This is a genomic window from Streptomyces sp. DSM 41931 (genome assembly GCF_050271085.1).
Taxonomy (GTDB): Bacteria; Actinomycetota; Actinomycetes; order Streptomycetales; family Streptomycetaceae; genus Streptomyces; species Streptomyces albogriseolus.
Genome location: NZ_CP189903.1, coordinates 190,535 through 206,453, shown reverse-complemented (window position 1 = coordinate 206,453; position 15,919 = coordinate 190,535). Strand labels below are relative to the sequence as shown.

The 15,919-nt window shown below is 72.2% G+C and carries 19 protein-coding genes and 1 pseudogene; 6 read left to right on the top strand and 14 right to left on the bottom strand.

Going from position 1 to position 15,919, the window contains the following annotated elements; translation table 11 throughout:
- Window positions 1–60: 60 nt before the first annotated feature.
- From ACP7TJ_RS32850 to ACP7TJ_RS32830, 5 genes are all read right to left on the bottom strand, one after another.
- Entirely contained in the window at window positions 61–1,071 is a 1,011-nt protein-coding gene (locus ACP7TJ_RS32850; RefSeq protein ID WP_367490284.1) for an alpha/beta fold hydrolase, read from the bottom strand.
- Between the two features lie 68 nt (window positions 1,072–1,139).
- The gene (locus tag ACP7TJ_RS32845; RefSeq protein ID WP_093764032.1) at window positions 1,140–1,967 is read right to left on the bottom strand and encodes an ABC transporter permease; all 828 of its coding nucleotides are present in this window, start codon (window positions 1,965–1,967) and stop codon (window positions 1,140–1,142) included.
- A complete protein-coding gene (locus tag ACP7TJ_RS32840) occupies window positions 1,964–2,977 on the bottom strand; it encodes an ATP-binding cassette domain-containing protein (protein WP_093764033.1) in 1,014 nt (337 codons plus the stop codon). The genes ACP7TJ_RS32845 and ACP7TJ_RS32840 overlap by 4 nt, the downstream gene beginning before the upstream one ends.
- 46 nt (window positions 2,978–3,023) lie before the next feature.
- Entirely contained in the window at window positions 3,024–4,061 is a 1,038-nt protein-coding gene (locus tag ACP7TJ_RS32835; RefSeq protein ID WP_093764034.1) for an alpha-ketoacid dehydrogenase subunit beta, read from the bottom strand.
- A gap of 29 nt (window positions 4,062–4,090) precedes the next feature.
- Window positions 4,091–5,098 (bottom strand): thiamine pyrophosphate-dependent dehydrogenase E1 component subunit alpha, encoded by a 1,008-nt coding sequence (locus ACP7TJ_RS32830; protein ID WP_246532235.1) that lies wholly within the window; start codon window positions 5,096–5,098, stop codon window positions 4,091–4,093.
- Between the two features lie 222 nt (window positions 5,099–5,320).
- On the opposite strand from ACP7TJ_RS32830, the gene ACP7TJ_RS32825 reads away from it, so the two are divergent.
- The gene (locus ACP7TJ_RS32825; protein WP_427767746.1) at window positions 5,321–6,436 is read left to right on the top strand and encodes a cytochrome P450; all 1,116 of its coding nucleotides are present in this window, start codon (window positions 5,321–5,323) and stop codon (window positions 6,434–6,436) included.
- 122 nt (window positions 6,437–6,558) lie between these two features.
- Here ACP7TJ_RS32825 and ACP7TJ_RS32820 read toward each other — a convergent pair whose 3' ends face one another.
- The 5 genes from ACP7TJ_RS32820 to ACP7TJ_RS32800 form a co-directional block, all read right to left on the bottom strand.
- Entirely contained in the window at window positions 6,559–7,689 is a 1,131-nt protein-coding gene (locus ACP7TJ_RS32820) for a protein-L-isoaspartate(D-aspartate) O-methyltransferase (RefSeq protein ID WP_427767743.1), read from the bottom strand.
- Window positions 7,690–7,709: 20 nt separating this feature from the next.
- Window positions 7,710–8,573: a radical SAM protein gene (locus ACP7TJ_RS32815; protein ID WP_427767740.1), complete on the bottom strand. Its 864-nt coding sequence runs from the start codon at window positions 8,571–8,573 to the stop codon at window positions 7,710–7,712.
- A 160-nt stretch (window positions 8,574–8,733) separates the two neighbouring features.
- Window positions 8,734–9,423, bottom strand: a complete 690-nt coding sequence (locus ACP7TJ_RS32810; protein ID WP_427767737.1) for a hypothetical protein — start codon at window positions 9,421–9,423, stop codon at window positions 8,734–8,736.
- A complete protein-coding gene (locus tag ACP7TJ_RS32805; RefSeq protein WP_390924085.1) occupies window positions 9,420–9,839 on the bottom strand; it encodes a DUF6415 family natural product biosynthesis protein in 420 nt (139 codons plus the stop codon). The genes ACP7TJ_RS32810 and ACP7TJ_RS32805 overlap by 4 nt, the downstream gene beginning before the upstream one ends.
- Window positions 9,836–10,309, bottom strand: a complete 474-nt coding sequence (locus ACP7TJ_RS32800) for an ATP-binding protein (protein WP_390924086.1) — start codon at window positions 10,307–10,309, stop codon at window positions 9,836–9,838. Before ACP7TJ_RS32800 ends, ACP7TJ_RS32805 begins: the two co-directional genes overlap by 4 nt.
- A 253-nt stretch (window positions 10,310–10,562) precedes the next feature.
- Here ACP7TJ_RS32800 and ACP7TJ_RS32795 point away from each other — a divergent pair, with 253 nt between their 5' ends.
- The gene (locus tag ACP7TJ_RS32795) at window positions 10,563–11,894 is read left to right on the top strand and encodes a hypothetical protein (RefSeq protein ID WP_266552905.1); all 1,332 of its coding nucleotides are present in this window, start codon (window positions 10,563–10,565) and stop codon (window positions 11,892–11,894) included.
- 9 nt (window positions 11,895–11,903) lie between these two features.
- Window positions 11,904–12,455, top strand: a complete 552-nt coding sequence (locus ACP7TJ_RS32790; RefSeq protein ID WP_266552908.1) for a GNAT family N-acetyltransferase — start codon at window positions 11,904–11,906, stop codon at window positions 12,453–12,455.
- 88 nt (window positions 12,456–12,543) lie between these two features.
- On the opposite strand, the gene ACP7TJ_RS32785 is transcribed toward ACP7TJ_RS32790, so the two are convergent.
- Both ACP7TJ_RS32785 and ACP7TJ_RS32780 read right to left on the bottom strand, forming a co-directional pair.
- Window positions 12,544–12,903, bottom strand: coding sequence for a hypothetical protein (locus tag ACP7TJ_RS32785; protein ID WP_367548761.1), 360 nt, complete (start codon window positions 12,901–12,903; stop codon window positions 12,544–12,546).
- Between the two features lie 18 nt (window positions 12,904–12,921).
- A pseudogene (locus tag ACP7TJ_RS32780) lies at window positions 12,922–13,167 on the bottom strand (IS5/IS1182 family transposase); the annotation flags it as partial.
- Window positions 13,168–13,270: 103 nt separating this feature from the next.
- Between ACP7TJ_RS32780 and ACP7TJ_RS32775 the strand changes: the two are divergent.
- Entirely contained in the window at window positions 13,271–13,702 is a 432-nt protein-coding gene (locus ACP7TJ_RS32775) for a hypothetical protein (RefSeq protein ID WP_246532218.1), read from the top strand.
- Window positions 13,703–13,714: 12 nt separating this feature from the next.
- Here the strand turns inward: ACP7TJ_RS32775 and ACP7TJ_RS32770 are convergent, their stop codons facing one another.
- Entirely contained in the window at window positions 13,715–14,665 is a 951-nt protein-coding gene (locus tag ACP7TJ_RS32770) for a transposase (protein ID WP_427767731.1), read from the bottom strand.
- On the opposite strand from ACP7TJ_RS32770, the gene ACP7TJ_RS32765 reads away from it, so the two are divergent.
- Both ACP7TJ_RS32765 and ACP7TJ_RS32760 read left to right on the top strand, forming a co-directional pair.
- Window positions 14,640–14,912, top strand: coding sequence for a hypothetical protein (locus ACP7TJ_RS32765; RefSeq protein ID WP_367548763.1), 273 nt, complete (start codon window positions 14,640–14,642; stop codon window positions 14,910–14,912). The two genes, ACP7TJ_RS32770 and ACP7TJ_RS32765, sit on opposite strands and share 26 nt — an antisense overlap.
- Window positions 14,913–14,986: 74 nt before the next feature.
- Window positions 14,987–15,268, top strand: coding sequence for a hypothetical protein (locus tag ACP7TJ_RS32760; protein WP_367548764.1), 282 nt, complete (start codon window positions 14,987–14,989; stop codon window positions 15,266–15,268).
- A gap of 47 nt (window positions 15,269–15,315) precedes the next feature.
- Here ACP7TJ_RS32760 and ACP7TJ_RS32755 read toward each other — a convergent pair whose 3' ends face one another.
- Entirely contained in the window at window positions 15,316–15,771 is a 456-nt protein-coding gene (locus tag ACP7TJ_RS32755) for a hypothetical protein (protein WP_367548765.1), read from the bottom strand.
- Window positions 15,772–15,919: the final 148 nt, after the last annotated feature.

Genomic DNA, 15,919 nt, shown 5'->3' with positions numbered 1-15,919 from the left:
GCGGTGCCGTGGACACAGGGGGGATGTGTCCACGGCACCTGGGAGGGGGGTCGGGTGGTCTCAGCCGGCGCCGTCCACGCGGCGCTCGACCCATTCCTGGGCGCGGTCGTACCACTGGGAGGTGGTGCGGTGCAGGTTGAGCACATGGCCGGTGCGCGGCACGGCGATGGCCTCCAGCCGGGCCTTCGGCCCGTACAGCGGGGCCGCGGAGGCCCGCAGCGCCGCGGAGCTGGAGCAGTCGCTGCCCGTCCCGCCGCAGATGAGCCGGTCGTTCTGGCCGACGACGACCAGCACGGGGACGGTGATGCGCCGGTTGAGCGCAACATCCCCGTAGCCGGGGTCGGCCGGGTACACGTCCGGCTCGGGATGCAGCTCGTCGTGCAGCACCACGCGAGGGTCGGCCGTGCTGTGGTCGTAGAACCAGGCCGCCTTCCCGCCCGGCGCGAGCGCCACATAGCCGTCGTCCAGCCCGCGCCGGGCGAGCAGCGGATGCCCGGAGGCGGTCCGGTAGAGCGCGCCCATCTGCTCGAAGGCGCCCTCGTCGGGCGGCGCCCCCTCACCGGTCAGGATCAGTCCCTGGACCGCGCCGGGGTACCGGGCGGCCACCATCCGGGCCACGGTGGCGCCGAAGGAGTTGCCGGTCAGGACCACCTTGCGGTGGCCGCGTTCGCGCAGCACCCGGGTCAGGTGCAGCACGACCTTCTCGTGGGTGTCGTCGGTGAAGCGGGAGCTGTGCGGGGCCGAACTGCGGCCGGTGCCCAGCCGGTCCACGGCCAGGGCGGCGTGGCCGGCGCGGGCGGCGGCCTCGGCGTAGGAGGGACTGCGGGCGTCCGACCGGATCGTCCAGTACGTGTGGTCGTAGGTGCCGCCGTGCAGCAGGAGCTGGGCGGTTCTGGCGCGCCGCCCGAGCGGTTCGCACAGGGTGCCCGCGATGCGCTGCGTGCCGTGGGCGTCCGGGCCGAGGGGGATCTGGGCGGAGAAGGGCGCGCAGCGGACGGGGGCGGGGGCGCGGGGGCCCTCCGCCGCCGCTGCGGGAAGGGTGGTCAGCGCGAGCGCGGCCGCTGAGGCCACGGTGGTCAGCCTGGCTCGAAGGCGCAGAGGCATGGGGTCGTCTCCGCAGGTGGGGGGTGGGAGGGGGGTCAGCCGGTCAGGGTGCGGAACCGGCGTACGGACAGCGGGAAGAAGACGGCGAAGATGACGGCCGGCCACACCACGGCCATGAGGGTGGCGTGCTGCGCGATCCAGGAGTCGCCGCCCCAGCCGGGGTTGCCGAACAGTTCCCTGCTCGCGGCGACGGTCGAGGACAGCGGGTTCCACTCGGCGATGGTCCCCAGCCAGCCCGGCATCGTGGACGGGGCGACGAAGGCGCTGGTGAGGAAGCCGACCGGGAACTCCAGGGTCTGCACCAGGGTGATGCCCTCCGGTCCCTTCATCAGCAGGCCGAAGTAGATGCCCATCCAGGTCAGCGCGAACCGCAGCAGCAGGAGCAGGCCGACGGCGAACACGGTGTCGGCGACGCTGCCGTGGGCCTCCCAGCCGACGGCGAGACCGACGGCGAAGAGCACGGCCAGGGCGAGGACCGAGTTGAGCATGTCGGTGACGCACCGGCCGACCAGCACGGCGGAGGGCGCCATCGGCATGGAGCGGAAGCGGGAGGTGACGCCGCGGTTCTTGTCGGCGGAGACGGCGGTGACGGTCTCGCCCATGCCGAACACCATGGTCATCACGAACATGCCCGGGATGAGGAACTCCCGGTAGTTGCCCCCTCCGGGCACCTCCATGGCGCCGCCGAAGAAGTAGCCGAACATCAGCACCATCATCACGGGGAACAGCAGTCCGCCGATGACCGTGCCGGGTTCGCGGGACCAGTGCGTCAGGCCGCGCAGGGTGACGGTCCAGCCGTCGGCCAGCGCCCAGCGCAGCCGCCCGAAGGGGCCGCGGGGCAGGTCGGGGATCGCGACGCTCATGCCGCTGCGCCCTCCGTCTTCTTCTCGTCGCTGGTGTGCGGTTCGGGGTGTTCCGCCGAGGCTCCCGCGGCGGAACCGGTCAGGTGCAGGAAGACCTCGTCGAGGGTGGGCCGGCGCAGCGCGATGTCCTCGGCCGCGATGCCCGCGGTGTCCAGGACGCGGACCACGTCGGCGAGGGCGGCGGCCCGGTCGCGCACCGGCACGGAGATCTGCCGGGTGTCCTCGTCGGTGACGACCTCCCCGGCGGCGACCGGGGCGAGCACCCCGCCGGCCGCCCTCAGATCGCCGGCGCGGCGCACCACCACGTCCACCCGGTCGCCGCCGATTCGGCGCTTCAGCTCGTCGGGGGTTCCCTCGGCGATGACCCGGCCGGTGTCGATGACGGAGATCCGGTCGGCGAGCTGGTCGGCCTCCTCGAGGTACTGCGTGGTGAGCAGCACGGTGGTGCCGCCGTCGACGAGGGCGCGGACGGCGTCCCAGACCTCGTTGCGGCTGCGCGGGTCCAGACCGGTGGTCGGCTCGTCCAGGAAGAGCACCGGCGGCGCGAGCACCATGCCGGCCGCGAGGTCCAGACGGCGGCGCATGCCCCCGGAGTACGCCTTGACCGGCTTGCTGCCGGTGTCGGTCAGCCGGAACCGCTCCAGCAGTTCGTCCGCGCGGCGCCGGGCCGCGGCCGGGGACAGGTGGTAGAGCCTGCCGAACATGACCAGGTTCTGCCGCCCGCTGAGGACCTCGTCGACGGCGGCGTGCTGGCCGACGAGCCCGATCCGGTAGCGGACCTGCGCGGCCTGGCGGGCGACGTCGAAGCCGGCGACCTCGGCCCGGCCGCCGTCGGCGCGCAGCAGGGTGGACAGGATGCCCACGGTGGTGGTCTTGCCGGCGCCGTTGGGTCCGAGCAGGCCGCACACCGAGCCCTCGGGCACGACGAGGTCGAGTCCGTCGAGCACGGTGGCCTTCCCGTAGCGTTTGCGGAGCCCTTCGGCGACCACGGCCGACTTGCTCGATTCCACGTGTCTTCCTTTCGTCGTGGGACAACCGGCCGCCGGGCGGCCCGGTTCAGTAGGGCCCGATGAACCCGGCGTCCACACCGGCCAGGGCGGGCACGGCGGACCGGTCGCCGCCGACCAGCTCCAGACAGGCGTCGGCGATCTTCTGCGCGCCGGGGTGGAACGCCTCCTCCAGCGGCCAGGACACCGGCGCCGGGCAGTCCGGGGGCGTCACCCGGCGGACCGGGGCGCGCAGCGCATGAGGGACGTGCTCGGCGATGACGGCGGCGACCTCGGCGGAGAAGCCGTAGCGGGCCCAGCTGGTGTCGGCGATCACGACCCGGCCGGTGCGGGCGGCGGAGGAGCAGATGACGTCCTCGTCGAGCGGCCGGACGCTGCGCACGTCGACCACCTCCACGTCGACGCCCTGGCCGGCCAGCAGCTCGGCGGCCCGCAGCGCCTCGTGGACCATGAGCGAGGCGGCCACCACGGTGACGTCGGCGCCGGGGCGCGCGACGCGGCCCTTGCCGAACGGCACCGTGTACGGCTCCTCGGGGACCTCGCCCTCGGTGGCGTACAGCGACCGGTTCTCCATCAGCACCACGGGCGTGTCGGCGCGCAGGGCGGAGATCAGCAGGCCCTTGGCGTCCGCGGGCGAGGCGGGCGCGGCCACGTACAGGCCGGGGAAGTGGCCGAACACGGAGTGCAGGCTCTGCGAGTGGGTGGCGCCCTGGCCCCAGCCGCGGCCGACGACGCCGCGCATGACGACGGGCACCCCGCCCTGGTCGCCGTACATGTAGCGCCACTTGGACCCCAGGTTGATCAGCGCGTCCATGGCCAGGAACATGAAGTCGGCGCGGGTGTGCACCACCAGCGGCCGCAGTCCCTGGTCGGCGGCGCCGATGCAGATCCCGGCCACGGCGTTCTCGCTGTTGGGGGTGTCGACGACCCGGGCGGCGCCGAAACGCTCGTAGGCCGCGCGGGTGGTGCCGTAGGAGCCCTTGGCGTCGTCGACGTTCTGTCCCACGACGACGACGGCAGGGTCCGCCTCCATGCACTGCACGGTGGCCTCGGCGATCGCCTGCCAGTACGTGAGCGTCCGTCCCATCGGGTGTTCTCCTGTCAGCTCTCGCGTGGTCAGCTCGCGTGGACGGGGCTGCCGTAGGCGCCGTCGGTGAGGCGGTCGACGGCGGGGAAGGGCGCGGCCTTGGCCGCGGCGACCGCGAGGCGCGTCTCGTCGCGGAACTCCTCGTCCCAGGCCGCGAGCCGCTCCTCGACGTCGGGCGCACCGGGGCGCAGGGCGTCCGCGGCCCGGCGCACCGGGCAGCGCTCCAGCCAGCTCTCGACCTCCTCGCGGGGGCGGTCGACGCCGGTGTCGTGGCCGGGTCCCACATGCTCGCGCCAGCGGTAGGTGTCCAGCTCCAGGAAGGCGGGCCCCTGTCCGGCGCGGCAGGCCGCGACGGCCCGGCGGGCGGAGGCGTGCACCGCGGCGACGTCGTTGCCGTCGACCCGCTCGGCGGTGATGCCGAACGCGCGGGCGCGGGCGGTGACGGAGCCGTCCGCCGGCTGGCGGGCGGCGATCGGCGAGGAGATCGAGTAGGCGTTGTTCTCGCAGACGTAGACGACCGGGGCGCGGTGCACGGCGGCGAAGTTCAGCGACTCGTGGAAGACGCCCTCCTCGGCGGCGCCGTCCCCGAAGAACGTCACGACGACCTGCCGGGAGCCCTGCCGGCGCAGCGCCCAGGCGGCGCCGGTCGCCACCGAGATCATCTCGCCGAGGATCGCGGCGGACCCGGCGAAGCCCGCGGCCCGGTCGGTCAGATGCACGGAGCCGCCGCGTCCGCGGGCGCAGCCGGTCTCCTTGCCGTACAGCTCGGCGACCATCGCGGGCAGGTCGCCGCCCTTGGCGAGATAGGCGGCGTGGCTGCGGTGGCCGGTGTAGACGAGGTCGTCCTCGCGCAGCGCGGCGCACACCCCGACGGCGGCGGCCTCCTGGCCGACGGAGAAGTGCACGGGGGTGCGCATCTCCTGCTCGTCGCGGTACAGGTCGGCGAGTTCCTCCTCGACGCAGCGGATGCGCACCATGTCCCGGAGCAGGGCGGCCGGATCCGCCACCGCTTCCTCCGGTGTGTTCGAGGTCGGCACGGCCTTCGGTCACCTCCGCAGCTCGGGCAGCCGGTCAACGGCATGGGGCTTGTGGGGCCGATGGTCGCGGGGGCGGGTGGAGCGGCAGTGGAGCGTGGGCGGACCGGCGGGGTGCGGGGGTGGGGGCGCCCCGGACGCGCCTACGGACGGCTCGACCGGGGCTCCGCCGTCGCGGCCTAGCCTGCGCCTGCCACGCAGGCCACGAGCAGAGAGGTGCCGTCCATGGCGTTGGTCACGGCGGAGAGGGAGCTGGGGCGACGGCTTCAGCTCGTCCAGGGGATCCACTGGCTGTACGGGGCACAGGGCGACGCGTACGCGGCCCTGCTGCGGGGGTACGGAAGCGAACCCCACCCCGCCTATGAACGGGCGCGCGCCGCGGGCCCGTTGTGGCGCAGCAGGCTGGGCGTCCGGGTGTGCACCGGGTACGCGCCGGCCCGCCGGCTGCTCGCGGCGCGCACCGCCGATCGGCATGTCGCGCAGCCGCAGTCGGCGCTCGCCTGGGACGAAGGACTGCCGGATGCCGGGGAACTGCCCGGCGCCGACCAGGTGAGGGAGCCGGCCGCGCGGGCCGCCGGGCAGGCCCTGGCCGGACTGCGGGGCGAGGTGGACCTGGTGGCCTCCGTGGCCGCGCGGGTGCCGGTGGAGGTGCTCGCCGACGTGCACGGGCTGACCGGGGCCGACCGCGTCCGGCTGGCCGAGGCCTGCGCGGGGGCGGCGGGCGCCCTGGACGCGGCGCTCGCGCCTCCCGCGTACGACGACGCCGTGCGGCTGCTCGACGCGGTCGGCGCGCTGAGGGACCTGCTCGGGGACGAGGCGGCGCGGGCCGCGGTGGTGGGCGTGCGCGCGGCGCGGGAGCTGATCGCCGGGGTGCTGCACGCGCTGCTCCGCGATCCGGGGCCGGCCGGTGCGGCGGTGCGGGAGGACCCGGCGCTGCTGGTGACCGAGACGCTGCGGCACGACCCGCCGGTGAAGCTGCACGCGTTCTCCCTCGCGGAGGACGTGGAGGCGGCCGGGGAGCGGGTCGCGGCCGGTGAGCAGGTGGCGGTACTGGTGGCGGCCGCCAACCGCGACCCGGAGGCGTTCACCGCGCCCGACCGGTTCGTCCCGGACCGCTATGCCACGGCCGGCGTTCCGGAGCCTCTGGTGCCCGCGCCGCACGGGGTGGCTGTGGGGTCCTTCGCGCGCGGGCAGGCGGAGGCGGTGCTGGCGGCGGTGGCCGGGGCGGGGGGTCTGCTGGCGGCGGGTGACGTGCCGGCGGTGGCGGGCGGGGTGGTGCGGCTGCGGCGCTCTCCGGTGACGTGGGGGCTGGAGCGGATTCCGGCGCGGGTGGCGGGGTAGGGGCGCGCACGCGCCGACGGGGGCCGGGCGGACGGCCGGGCTCCCGGTCGTCGCGTGGCCGTTCGGCCCAAAGGGGGCGAAGGGTGCCCTGGGGCGGGTCACCGTTCGTGCTGCTGCATCGTTTACAGGGTGGTCTCCCAGGCTCCGCGGGTGAGGGTGGTCGTGCCGTCCGGGGTGATGGTGACGCGGGCGCCGTAGACGGGCAGGCCTCCCTCGCGGTTGAGGCGGTTGCGGATGCGGTCCAGCTCGGTCCACAGACGGCGCGGGCCGCTCTGGTGGACAGTGGGAGAGTCGAGGAACCCGCTCACGCCGGCGCGGGCCCATGACCCGTCAGGGTGCAGCAGCCACACCGTGCGGGTGCCGCCTTCTTCTTTCTTCCGGTACTCAATGCCGGGGAACTCCAGCTCCAGCATCGACATGACGTCCCACGCGTCCGGCGGGTACAGCAGCGGATACCGGCTCGTGGACACCTCCTCACCGTCCTCCCGTGCGGCGCCGTCCCAAGTGGCCTCGACGGGCCGGTCGTAGGTGGCACCGTGCCGGGTGCGCATGAACCCCGCACGGTCCCACTCGATACGGCCGACGGCTCCGCCGTCCGCAGTCTTGTCCGCGCTGAGGATCAGCCCCGTGCCGGCGATCGTCGTCACGAGCCTGCCACCCGGCCGCAGCGCGGACAGCCAGGTGGCCGGCACGGGCCGTACGGACACCGTGGACACGATCCGGTCGTACTCCCCGGGCAGGGGCCCGGTGATGTCGCGCACCTGCATGGACGGGCGTTCGCCGAGCGCGGCGAGGCGTTCCTCGGCGAGCTGCACCAGGTGTTTGTCGACGTCGATGCTCGTCACCTGCGCGTCACCGAGCCGCGCACAGGCCAGGGCGGTGCCGTAGCCGGAGCCGGTGGTGACCAGCACGTGGCTGTCGTCGGCGATCATCGCGTGCCGGTACATGCGGACGACGAGGCTGGGCAATGTCGACGACGAGGTGGGCGTACCGCAGTCCCGGACGTCGCCGGGGCTGGCGTTGTCGGCGTGGCAGGCGTCGACCCGGGTCACGAGTGTCCGGTCGCTGTACGCCGCTTCCAGCCACGCGTCGGGGTCGTCGGCGCCTCCGCGGAGGGCCCACACACCCTCGACGGAGTCCCACCAGCGGGGGACGAAGTGGTGGCGGGGCACGGTGGCCACGGCCGAGTGCCAGCGGGATTCGGGCCGTACCACCTCGTGTGCCAGGCGCCGGGCCTGCGGTAGCCATCGCATCGGTTCAGTGTCCTCCGGTTCTAGTAGGCGGGGAAGCAGGCTTCGGTGTTCGCCGGGTCGCAGTCGTTGGAGTCGGCCGGGGTGCAGCCGGCCGTCGGCACGGGCCGTCGGGGGATGCTCGCCGCGGTGTCCGTCCACTGCTGCCCGGAGAACACAGCGGCGAGGCCGCTGGTCTTGGCGTTACCGGTGTTCAGGAAGCGGCCCAGGACGCACGGGGTGACCGTGCCGTCGGTCATGATCGCCGCCCGGCCGTCGGCGCAGCGCCCGCACAGGTCTTTCGTACTGGGCACGTGCACCTCTCCGCGGCCGACGCTGCGGACACGGTCGACGTTCACCATGCGCACGCCCAGGTCGAGGAGTTCCTGGCGGGCCTCGGCGATGCGCTGTCCCTCGAACACCTCCACGATGCCGACCTGCAGTGGGATCCGGCGCTGGACGGCCTGCACGATGTTTGCGCGGGTCGCCGCGTGGGAACCTTTCCGGCCGGTCACCCGCTCGTGTTCCTCGGCCACGTCGCTGTAGTACGACGTCGCCAGGGACACCCTCGGCTGCTCGAACAGTGCCCAGTGGTCCAGCCTCACGCGGTACAGGTTGCTGTACACCTGCACGCCGAGACCGACGGCCAAGGCGTGGTGCACCAGGGCGTCGAAGTGAGGGTGCATGGTCGGCTCCCCACCGATGAACTGCACCTTCTTCACGCCGATCTCGGCGGCCTCACCGATGAGCCGCTTCCAGTCGGCGCCACTCATACTGCCGTGGTCCTGCGTCGGACCGGCCTTGGCGTAGCACAGGGACGGGCAGGTGAACTGGCACCGGCCGGTGATCTCCAGCTCCAGGAACTCCGGCACAGCCGGACGGGCGGGCGCCTCGGGTGCAATCGTCATGGTGCGTCTCCTCGTTGATCGGTTGACTTACCTGCGGACCCGGCGCGGGGCGGCGACGTGGCCGTGGGGGAACACGGACTGGTTGTCGTCCCCGCGCCGGGAATTGGACCTGCACTGGCGGCCCAGCCAGGGGGGACGTTCGGGCCGCCGGGCAGGAGCTCTACGGGGCGTCCTCCAGCGCGGCGAAGAGCTCGCCGAGAGTGAGCAGCCGGAACGCGCCGAGCCTGCGCACCATCTGCGAGGCCAGCACGGTCGACATCAGCGGATGGCCGTACGGGATCGGCCCGGCAGGGCGCTCCACGACCTGCACGTTCCCCTCGCGGACGCCATAGCCGACGCCGTTCACCCCGTACAGCGGGGCGCTGCGGGCGAGGAACACCATCGGCTCGGCGGTGAGGTGCGGGCACAGCTCGGCGGCGGTGCGGGCGTGCTTCGGGCACACGGGTGGTTGGTTGGTGAGCACCAACTCGTCGCTCGGGTCCACGGTGCCCGGGCCCGCGAGGAAAATCCAGCCGAGCGGGGTCCGCGTCGGCCCGGCGCACACCTGGCAGCGCAGCATCTGCATGCAGCCGCGCTGACGCAGGGGGTGCATCATCCGCCACTGCGGCCGTCCCGTCGGCCGTCCCTGGTCATCGATCGGGCCGAGTCCGCAGCGGGCCCACAGCACGCCCCGCAGGTCGCGGTCGCGGGGGTCCTCGTCGGCGTAGCTCAGTCGGTAACGGCCCGACCCGAGCGGGGTGAGCCGCAGGTTGTCCGGGGCGGCTTCCTCGCCCTCACGCTGGATGACGAACGGGATCAGGGGCGAGTCGGGGCGCACGGTGGTCTTTCTCGTGGTGCGGGCGGTGGTCACGCGGCCGCCTTGAGGCAGCGGAGGGCGGTGAGCCGGTCGTGGAGTTCGTTGGCGGTCCACCCCAGTCGGCGCAGGTGCGCTGTCGCCGCCCGGCGCTCGCGGGGCCAGGGTTCGGTCTGCAGCGTGCGGGCCTGTAAGGCGAGCTGCGCGGCCGTCGTGTCCTGGTCGGCCTCGCTCGCCACGGCGATGGTGACCAGCCGGGCGAGGTGCCCGCGGAGCCGCTGGGCGAGCGGGGCGGTGTCCCCTTCGGCTGGGGGGACGTCGTCCAGGGCGGCGGCGACGTCGTCCAGGAGTGCGCCGCCGTCGAACGGTTGCCAGTTGCGGACCCGCTCCAACAGGTCATGCAGCGCGCCGCTGTCGAGGGGCGGGGTCCACGCCGGCACAGGGCGCGTCCAACGCTGTGCGGTGGCGGTCACCGCTGGTCCCCGGGCAGAGGCAGCGCGCACCAGGCGCGTGCGCCGTCGTCGCTGAACCCCCACGTGCCGCCCAACTCGCGGACCAGGGCGTCCACCAGGAGCAGGCCTCGCCCGCTCTCCGCATCGGCGCCCGGGCTGCCCGGGGCCGGAGGCACCGACGGCGTCCTGTCGTCAACCTCGAACCGCAGTTCGCCCGCGGCCGACACCCAGCCCCGCACGTCGAAGGCATCGCGGCTCCCGTGCAGTACCGCGTTCGTGCACAGCTCCGACATCACGACCAGCACGATGTCCGCCTGGTCGCTGGGCATCCGGCAGTGACAGCGAGTCCACGCCCGGACGACCCGCCGCACGACCTGCACGCTGGACGGGACCGAGGGGACCACGATCTCGAAGGAGGGGCAAGCGGGCACCCTGACCTCAGCTAAGGGCACCTCTGACACGCTGACGGGTTCAGCGATTCTGGGGGCCATAGGACCCAACTCCCTGGTTCGCGTGGGTGCACGCCTGGGCACTCTGAGTGACTTCTCCAGAAGCGTGGCAATCAGCCCCGGACGGCTCCACCCCCAAACCGACCTCGGGATCTGGCGCGAGGTTGACCCCGTTCCTCGGAAGTTCCCCGGCTCCACCCCGGAACCGCTGAGTAGCGTCGGAACAGGGCAACTTGCCGTGGACAGCGTTCTACCGTCGGGCAGTGACGCGTTCGGCAGAAGGATGGGAGAGACCGTGTTGTTCTTCCGGCGCACCTGCGAAGCCCGCGGTATCCGCCACCCCGACGACTTCCTGACGCAGTACAGGGAAGCCGCCGCACGGCTTGGGCTGCAGAACGCGGACGAACCGGCGCCCAAGACCGTCGAGGGCTGGATCTACGAGGGCCGCAAGCCCCAACGGGTGTTCCGGCCGGTCATCGTCGAGATGCTCGGCTACAGCATCGAGACGTTATGGACGGAGGCGCCCGACGCCGCGACGCCCGAGTTCCTTCCGCTCACGGACGCGTCACCCAGTACCTCCCCCACAGGCTCCGGCGTGGGCCTGGACGACATGAAAAGGACGGGCGCGATGGCTGTGCGACGAGCGAAGGACTTCCTCCTGGGAGCCGACCGCGAGCGGGTCGGCGAGGACACGCTCGGGCTGCTCGACGACGAGGTGCAGCGGCTCGTCGTCGCATACCCGCGTGAACCGCTTTCGGTGATCTGGGACGACCTGCTGGAAACCCAGGAACAGGTCTTCCGCCTGCTGGAAGGCGGACGGGTCCGGCCGTCGCAGCTGCGTGACCTGAACGTCAAGGGCGCTGTCCTGTCGTTCATGGTCGCCAAGGGCTTCAACGACATGGAGGTCCCCCACCAGGCCCTCACCATGACCCGCGTCGCGGCCGCGTGCGCCCGCGACGCGGAGCACGCCGGCCTGATCGCCGCCACCGAAGGCCTCAAGTCCCTCATCGCCTACTGGGCGGACAAGCCCGCCGACGCCTACCACTACGCCAGCCGGGGCGCAGCGGTGGCCGAGCACCAGCGCGGCACCGTGGGCTTGTGGCTCCTTGGTCTGCAGGCGCGTGCCGCTGCGGTGCTCGGCGACGAGGAGACGGTGCGCGCCGCCAGCCAGCAGGCCGCCGACCAGCGGGAGCGCGTCGTCCACGACGACCTGGACGCCCTCGGCGGACTGTTCACCTACGCCCCGGAGAAGCAGCTCTACTACACCGTGGAGGCCGAAACTCTCCTCGGTCACGGCGGCGCCCGGCTCGCGCAACAGGCGGAGCAGGCCGTACAGGGGTTCAGCGACCCCACCGCCCCGAACTGGGCCTTCGGCGACCTCGCCGGCTCCCAGTGCGACCTGGCGCTCGTCCGCCTCTACGGAGGGGACCTGGACGGTGCGGCCGCAGCCATCCGCCCGGTGCTCGACCTGCCCGCCTCGCACCGCAACAACGGCATCGTCATGTCGGCGATGCGTGTCCGGCACGCGGTGATGAGCGGCCCCGCCCGCGAGGCCGTCGTCGCACGGGATCTGCGTGCGGAGATCGAGGCGTTCCCCACCAGCCGACCCGCTCTGCCGCACAGGTAAAGTCCGGACATGCACCCGGTAGAACGTTTCAGTGCGCGCCTTGAGCTGCGGGAACTCGCTCCTGATGATGTGGACGCCGTGTTCGCCGTCTACGGCAGCGCCGAGGCGACGGAGCACCTGAGTTTCGAGCCGCGCAGCCGCGACCAGGTCGAACAGATCGTGACGCGGTCCATCGCCGCGGCCACGGCGACACCCCGCACCGAGTACGCCCTTGCCGTCATCGAGCGGGAGACGGGGGAGCTGATCGGGTTCGGCCGCCTGGCCGTCGACCCGCACCAGCAGCGCGGCGCCACCATGGGCTTCGCGCTGCGCCCGGCTTCCTGGGGCGTCGGATACGGGCTGGAGACGGTGAAGCTGCTCCTCGGCGTCGCGTTCGACGATCTGGACCTTCACCGCGTCTGGGGTGCACGGTCCCCTCTCAACACGGCCTCCGCCCGCACGATGGAGGCCGCGGGGATGGTCGAGGAGGGGACCATCCGGGAGCACGTGTTCAAGGCCGGGAAGTGGCGTGACTCCGTCGTGCACGCCATCCTCGACCGAGAGTGGAACGCCGCCCGCTGAACTCCCGGCGGGCGGTGCTCCGTTGTCAGACGGTGGGGCCATCCCCGCGGGTGCGGGGAGCGGCTCAGTAGAGCTGATGGGTGACGCATCACCGTCGGTCGGTGACGTAGAACTCCATCCACTCGACTCCTGGGACGGTGAAGCGTGAGCCGATGTCCACCGAGGCGACTCCGTCGAACTCACCATCCGTCCCTGGGGCTCCAACAGCCCAGGGCGTCGCGATCCGCCACGCGCTTTGAAGGACGGCGAGGAGCGCGGCATCCGGGCTGACCGACTCAAGTGGTGAAATCAGGTGCAGTTCGGCAAGCTCGGGGTACTTCCAGTACCGCTCGTAGGTCTCGATCTGCATGGTCCTGTCCAGTCGAGCTGTGAGCTGGCCGACTACGCGCTCGGCCCCGCGACTGTCGTTGGTGCGTACGTGGCAACGCCACCGGATCGTCTCGAACATGCAGAGAACATAGGCGTATTACGCGTCGTCACACTGCATGAGGCGAGGGTGGCTGAGCAGGGCTGCTGAAATGCCAACGAAGGCGAGGAATTGCTCGGTTTTGCGTTCGTAGCGTCGGTTGAGCCATCGGCAGCCTGCCAGCCAGGACACGGTTCGTTCCACCACCCGTCGACGTCGACCCAGTCGCTGTGTGGGCTTGATGCCCTTGCGGGCGATGCGGTGGCGGATTTCCCACCCGCGGAGCCATTTCCGCAGGCAGTCGTAGACTGACTGGGGACCATCCCCGCACCCGCGGGCATGGTCCCGCGCTGATGCTCCTATTGATCGTCAAGCCCTGGGGGTGGGGTGGGCGCCGTATCTTGGCCGGGTGCGGTACTTGGCGGAGTCGTTCATTCTTGGGGCCTTGCGGCGGGGCCGTTCGGTCGAGCAGTTCCTTGGGCCGTGCGGCTCGGCAGAGCGGCCTGGCGTGCGCTATGTCGAGGTTCGTGCGGCGAAGGGCCACCTTGAGGTCTATCTCCACGCGGTTGAGGACGTCGGCAGCGAGGGCTTCCTGGACCTGGGTGAGTTCCCGCCGTTCGATCCTGATGATGAGGCCGGCGAGTTCGGCCAGCTTCTGGGCATGGCTGAGGACCCGCTGGCCGCGTTGGTCGTTGCCGAAGAGCGCACTGGAGCCGTGCGGGACCGGTGGGTCAACGAGAACGTTGTCCAGGACGAGTACGGCGACTTCGTTCGCGCCGGTCGGCCCTCTGGTGTCTCCGCCGACGGTCGGCCGTGGCCTGATGTGCGGGACGTTGTATGACCTGGCGCGTGATCAAGCGGCGTTGAGCCAGTCCCGGTAGGTGTGGGCGAGGGTGTCGTCGCGGCGGATTCCTCGTTCGAGGGTGGAGACGGTGGCCAGCCAGACTCCGAAGTGGCGGGCCGCGGCGGTGAGGGTGATGTTCTTGGCTTGGCGCAGGGGCCGCAGGTCGGCGATGCCGGGGACGGTGACCGTGGTGGTCAGGCAGCGGAACATCTCCCGGGCGATGGCCCGCTTCAACAGCCGGATGATCTCCTTCTTGGTTCGTCCGGCTGCGGTCTGCCGGGCAACGTAGTCGCGGGTGCGGGGGTCGCTGGACATGCGGACGAGGGCAATGCGGTAGAGGGCGGCGTTGGCTGCCCGGTCACCGCCGCGTGAGAGGCGGTGCCGGTTGGTTCTGCCGCTGGAGGCGGGGACCGGTGCGGCTCCGCACAGGGCGGCGAAGGAAGCCTCGGTTCGCATGCGGTCGGGGTTTCCTCCGGCTGTGACCAAGAGCTGGGCGGCAGTGTCGGGGCCGACTCCGTAGGCGGCTCGCAGGCCGGGATTGTGGGCGGTGACCTCGCCATCCAGGGTCTTGATCGGCTCTTCGTGCTCCGCGGTCAGCTCCTTGACGCGCCGGGCGAGACTCTTCAGTGCGGTGAGGACCGCGACGTGGACGGCGTCCCCGGTCGGTCGCAGCCGGGCCAGAGTGTCGGTGCGGTCCGCCCCTTTGAGCTGCCCGTATCTGGCGCGGATGGTCTCGGGCGCGGTGAAGAGGAGGTGGGTGATCTGGTTCAGGGCCGCGGTGCGGGCCTTGATGGCGGAGCGGGCGGCGTTGTGCAGGGCGCGTATGCCGGCAACGGTGGCGTCCTTGGGGGCACTGGAGGCCCGTCCGGACAGGGCGGCGCGGGCAGCGGCGTAGGCGTCGATGGAGTCGGACTTGCCGACGGCCGTGTGCGCGATGTGCGGCGGACCGATCGAGGGCAAGGTGTGGGTGAGCCGGGAGCAGGGACCTGCCCGGGGCAAGCCGGTGCACCCGGAGTGCGAGAAGAAGGCCCAGGCGCTCGTAGCGGAGCGCCGGGCAGCCAAGCAGAAGGAGCGGGCGGCCAACCCGAAGCGGCTCTCGCTCAAGGAGGAGAACCGCAGGCTGTTTGCGGAGCAGGACCACATCCGTGAGCTGCGGCGTCAGCAGAGCCAGCCCAAGAAGAAGCCGCGCGACACCGGCCTAAAATAGAACATGTAAACGATGAAATTCCGGAGCCGGTCGAGGCGCGGCCGTGGCGCCCGGAGGATGGGCCGGCCCCGATCGTGTGGACCTGGCCGCTGGCGGATCCGCCGGTGCTGTGGCTGAGGTCGCGGGGCCGGTGGCGGTGGGCCACGGTCCGGGCCCGGCAGAACTGGGCGGACGGCCGGGTCGCCTATCAGGTGCTGGTGGATCTCGACGGCTCGGCCGCGATGGTGACGCGGGCGTACTGGTGGCCGCAGCAGGCGCTGTGGGTCGCGCATCGCAGCGCGTCCCCTGCCTCCCGTGAGCCGGGGAGGGGCGGCGCGATGCCCGTGCCGCACCGGTCGAGCGCGGTGCCCAGCTGAGTCACGGCAGGGCCCCGGTCTGGGCCCTGCCGGCACTGCGCGGTGCGTCAGCCGCTGATGATGCGACCGCCTTGGTCGCGGTGGCGGTCGTGCAGCTTGTCCAGGATGTCGGCGAGGACGGACTCGGTCTTCGGCTCGGCCCGCGCGATCTGGTCGGTGAGGGTGAGCGCCTGCAGCGTCGGGGCCAGCTGAGTCAGCAGAGCGAGGGCGTCGGGCAGGGTCTCGGCGTACACCCACTCCGAGTGCTCCGGCCCTTCCAGGTCGAACAGGAACGAGGGCTGCTCAGACCGCGCATACACCGTGAGCATTAGCGGGCCCAGGTCGAACTCGCGCGCCCCCTTGCCCGCTCCTGTCCAGCTTCGGTACCCGGCGGCCTTGATCGCATCGTCGATCTCGCCCTCCGGCCGGTTCATGACCGGGTCTTCTGCCCGGATCCACTTACCAGCCTTGAAGACCCATCCCTGATGAGGCTGGCCGGGTTCGTGCGTCAGGCTGTTGGTCACCTGCGGTCCCTCCCGTAGTCCGTGTCTATCTGTTGTAGCGGGAGGGCGCCGGGTCGCAGGGATCAATCCGCGAGTTGCCGCGTGACGGGCAGGACGGGTTCGGAGCGGTGCTGGCGATGTGGCACTCTGGAGACCGCTCTCGACCGGG